This is a genomic window from Pseudomonas sp. SDT291_1_S447, from assembly GCF_054070155.1.
Map to the genome: position 1 here is coordinate 1 of NZ_JBSVXS010000418.1, position 226 is coordinate 226.

The window sequence follows — 226 nt, forward strand, 5'->3', positions numbered from 1 at the left end:
CTTACTTACGCGCAATTGCGAGACGAATTCTTCGACCTGGTCGGGGGTGATCACAAAGAGCCCGTTGGGCTTCTTCCAATCGCTGGCGATCTTGGCCAGGAACTTGTTCGGCGCTACACCGGCGGACACGGTGATATGCAACTGGTTGGAGACACGCCGGCGAATATCCTGGGCAATGCGCGTGGCACTGCCGCCGAAATGCGGGCTGTCGGACACGTCCAGATAG

General features: G+C 58.8%; 1 protein-coding gene. It reads right to left on the reverse strand.

Translation table 11 applies throughout. The features are described 5' to 3' along the window. Nucleotides 1-226, reverse strand: a 226-nt coding sequence (locus ACW9IR_RS30175; protein WP_457466271.1) for a Y-family DNA polymerase, incomplete at both ends; no start/stop codon positions are given.